General features: G+C 67.5%; 5 protein-coding genes. 2 read left to right on the top strand and 3 right to left on the bottom strand.

Features of this window, described 5'->3' with window-relative positions; all coding sequences use genetic code 11:
• The first annotated feature begins 297 nt into the window (after positions 1 to 297).
• Both D7X74_RS40680 and D7X74_RS40675 read left to right on the top strand, forming a co-directional pair.
• Positions 298 to 534 carry a hypothetical protein gene (locus D7X74_RS40680; protein ID WP_120538294.1) on the top strand — a complete coding sequence of 79 codons (237 nt, stop codon included), beginning with the start codon at positions 298 to 300 and terminating at the stop codon, positions 532 to 534.
• Between the two features lie 170 nt (positions 535 to 704).
• Positions 705 to 1,496, top strand: a complete 792-nt coding sequence (locus tag D7X74_RS40675; RefSeq protein ID WP_120538293.1) for an FRG domain-containing protein — start codon at positions 705 to 707, stop codon at positions 1,494 to 1,496.
• A gap of 3 nt (positions 1,497 to 1,499) precedes the next feature.
• On the opposite strand, the gene D7X74_RS40670 is transcribed toward D7X74_RS40675, so the two are convergent.
• The 3 genes from D7X74_RS40670 to D7X74_RS40660 form a co-directional block, all read right to left on the bottom strand.
• Entirely contained in the window at positions 1,500 to 2,024 is a 525-nt protein-coding gene (locus D7X74_RS40670) for a hypothetical protein (RefSeq protein WP_120538296.1), read from the bottom strand.
• Between the two features lie 11 nt (positions 2,025 to 2,035).
• On the bottom strand, positions 2,036 to 2,392 hold the full coding sequence (locus D7X74_RS44695; protein ID WP_233602468.1) for a hypothetical protein: 357 nt from the start codon (positions 2,390 to 2,392) through the stop codon (positions 2,036 to 2,038).
• A 454-nt stretch (positions 2,393 to 2,846) separates the two neighbouring features.
• The gene (locus tag D7X74_RS40660) at positions 2,847 to 3,044 is read right to left on the bottom strand and encodes a hypothetical protein (RefSeq protein WP_120538292.1); all 198 of its coding nucleotides are present in this window, start codon (positions 3,042 to 3,044) and stop codon (positions 2,847 to 2,849) included.
• Positions 3,045 to 3,361: the final 317 nt, after the last annotated feature.

Genomic DNA, 3,361 nt, shown 5'->3' with positions numbered 1-3,361 from the left:
GGGAGCTCACGGGCCGCATCTTCGCGGGAAAGTCCCCGGAGGGTGAAGATTCCGACAGTCCGTGCCCGGTCGCCTGGCCCTCGTGAAGGCAGACATCCTGGGGGGACGGGCCCGGGAAAGGTGACGTGTATAGGCTGTTCTGCCTTTTGCAGCGTTTCGAACCTACACGGTCCTCTGCTGACTGCGATGAGCCAGGGTGCAAGCGTTCAGTGCCTGTGCTTCTGGCCTTCGGGAATGACGCGACGCACCAGTCCGTAGAGGGAATCAGCACCCACGAGGGGGGCTAGAGAGAAACACATGCCTTGTCCACAGCCGCGACCCACCGAGTTCCATCTCCCGCTGCGGGCCGACTCGTTCTCCATCGAGGAGTACCGCAACGTCCACTGCCGCATGTACAGCGGCTGCATCGACGTGGCGGTCCGCCAGGACTGGGAGAGCTTCACCTGCGCGAAGTGCCCGCTGTTCCAGGCGGACAAAGCGCCGGGGGCCAGTTCGTATGCCTTTACCCAGCCCGCCGATTACGGGCGGCCGTAGTCCCGTTGTCCGTTTGTGATTGAGGCGACCGGGCGTCCGACCGGGCCCGTGCTTCCCCGCTGGGGGAGCGAGCGGACCGGGAGGGCGCCCGTCGTCGGACGCAGGATGGCTCCCAGAAACGCTGCTTCCTTGAACGGCAGGGCTCACCTTCCGGGGCGAGGGGGGCGTGGATGCAGGAGCAACGCGTCACGACGTGGTTGGAGTTGCAGGACCTGTTGTTCGGGGGTTCGTGGAACGAGCCGCTTGGCCGCTTTCGAACAAGCTTCGTCTTCCGCGGCATTCCGGACGCCCGGCAGGATTTGTCCGCGACGCTGAACCGCCAGGGTGCGTTCGTGCGGCACGAGCGGGACCTGCTCAGGGCCTTCCGCAAGTACGCGCGGGGCGTGCCGGGCACGGCGCAGCTCACGTCGGTGTGGGACTGGTTGGCGCTGGCGCAGCACCACGGGATGCCGACGCGACTGCTGGACTGGACGTTCAGCCCCTACGTGGCGCTGCACTTCATGACGGAGCGTCAGGACTTCCTGGGTGAGGACGGCGCCATCTGGTGCGTGGACTACCACCAGACGAACCAGCAGTTGCCCCAGCCGTTGAAGGCGCAGTTGCGGCTGGAGGGCGCGGACGTGTTCACGGCGGAGATGCTGGCGGAGGTGGCGGCGGATCTGCCCACGTTCGACGGGATGGCGAAGCACCCGTTCGTGTTGTTCTTCGAGCCGCCGTCGCTGGATGCGCGCATCGTGAACCAGTTCGCGCTGTTCTCGGTGATGAACGGGCCGGACCTGAGCCTGAATGACTTCCTGGGGGATCAGCACCAGGGGGTGCGGCGGCTCATCGTGCCGGCGTCGCTCAAGTGGGAGGTCCGGGACAAGCTGGACCAGGCGAACATCACCGAGCGCGTGCTCTTCCCCGGTCTGGACGGCCTGAGCCGCTGGCTGCGCCGCTACTACGCCCCCCGGCCCCGGTGAGCCTCAGGGAACCGGAGCGGGGGCCGGGGATTCGTTCACCGGTGCGGGAGGCGGCAGCGGCGGAGGGAGTGGGTCCGACGGAGGAACCGAAGGCACGGGTTCCTCGAGCCGAGGCGCCGAGAAAGAGGAGTCCCCCGCGGGCGGAGGGGCCTTGGCGACCACGTCTCCCTGCGGGGTGACCGCATAGGCGTCCCAGGCATCGAGGACCCGGATGCGCGGCCCACCACACCGTCTGAAATCCTGGTGCACGACGACGTAATACAAGCCCGTCGTCGGACCCGTGAATACAGCGACCATCAGGCCCTGCTCGGGACTGGCGCAGCCTTCGAACAGCGTGGGGTCGGTGTTCGTGCGAACCAGCTCACGCACCGCACCCGCCGCGGCCACCGCCGCCCCGGCTTCCATCGGTTGTCCCACGAGCATGGCGGAGTTCGCATCCGGCCATTCAATCGGCGTCTTCCACGCCTTCGACGGCGCGACACATCCAGCGAGCATCGCGACGAGTGCTGCCGCCAGTCCCCTGCTCATCGTCATCGCTCCTATTCACGCAGCAGTCGCAGCGGCCCATTCGTGCACCGGGGCGCCGCGCCGAATTGACTCAAGGTGGGCGCACAGGTTCCCAGGAGGATCCACCTGCGTCGGCTTCCGCTCCATTGTTCGACCTCGCCCGTGGGGAAATAGCGCAGGTAGACGCGCGTCCCGTCCGCGAGCTCCGCAACCAACGCGGAAGCCATTTCGACGGCCAGCCCTTTGAACAGGGCCGGCGCGGGATTGCCGGGGACAAGGCGGACCACCGCCATGGCCGTCATCGGATCGACTGCGTCGGTCGGCCAGGCCAGGAGGTCGAGGGAGGAAGGCGGGCTTCCACAAGGGTGGTTGTGGATGAACCCCACCACCCAGACTCGAGAAGCCGGATGGTCATGGTCTTCGACATGGAGCGGTGCGGAGCAACGATCATGACTCCCCAACACGGGTTCGGACACCCGCCAGGACAGCGACTCCCGTCCTCCAGCGACGTAGACCGTGGCGCAATACTCCGTGGACAACCCCTTGATGGGCCGCTGTGTGGACCGGTCGCATGTCCTGGCTCCGGGGCGCTGGAGGAGGACCTCCGCGACGTCCCGAAGCAGATCGATGGGAATGGACCTGTCTTCCGCCGGCATCTCGACCGCGGGAATCTCCGCCCAGGGACCACGAACGGTCTTCGCGGCCGCGACAGAGGTCGGAGCCGGAGTCGTCGCGGCACACCCTACGAACAGAGACAGCAGCACTGGAGGCAACGCGAATCGCACGGTGCATCCTCCCACGTCCCAGGAGGATGCACCCACCGCTTCACGCCCTTCCGACAGCTCACGCGGGCACGGGCTCCCCGCCCAGCGGCCCCTCGCGGTCCCGGTCCCGCCGCGCCGCGCGCTCCCTGGCCTCTCGCGCCCAGCGCTCCTCATCCCTGCGCGCGCCCTTGTGCGCCAGCGCGCCTCCCATCATGACCGCGGCCATCACCACCAGCATCACCAGGATGCCCACCACCATCGAGCCGACGATGATCATGCGACCTGACCTCACCTGAAGGGGCCGCGCCTCCAGGGCACCAGCCACGTTCACCTTCAACAGTGCGTCGTGCCCCACCCTCCCGCAGGAGACATGCCCGGCGGGACCTCGCCTCCCTGTCTGGATTCACCGCGCCCCTGCGACCCCGGTGTCCCCCAGTGGAAATAGACAGACACGACCCCCACCTTCAACCCAGACATTCCTGGACGCCCGACAAGGAGGTGCGCGAATGCCAGACACCGGCTTCGGACGACGCAGCGACCCGAAGGACGCTCCCCCCTGCTCCTGGAAGCGCCAACCCTCGCTGACCCCGCACA

Origin of the sequence: Corallococcus sp. CA047B, from assembly GCF_003612065.1 — a bacterium.
In the GTDB taxonomy this organism is placed as follows: Bacteria; Myxococcota; Myxococcia; order Myxococcales; family Myxococcaceae; genus Corallococcus; species Corallococcus praedator.
Note: the sequence above shows the minus strand (reverse complement) of the source record. Positions and strands in the feature narration are given on the sequence as shown.

What these genes read in the sequence shown, in the direction of transcription:
- D7X74_RS40670 (WP_120538296.1), bottom strand. Translation starts at nt 2,024, where the DNA reads ATGAGCAGGGGACTGGCGGCAGCACTCGTCGCGATGCTCGCTGGATGT.
- D7X74_RS40680 (WP_120538294.1), top strand. Translation starts at nt 298, where the DNA reads ATGCCTTGTCCACAGCCGCGACCCACCGAGTTCCATCTCCCGCTGCGG.
- D7X74_RS40675 (WP_120538293.1), top strand. Translation starts at nt 705, where the DNA reads ATGCAGGAGCAACGCGTCACGACGTGGTTGGAGTTGCAGGACCTGTTG.
- D7X74_RS40660 (WP_120538292.1), bottom strand. Translation starts at nt 3,044, where the DNA reads ATGATCATCGTCGGCTCGATGGTGGTGGGCATCCTGGTGATGCTGGTG.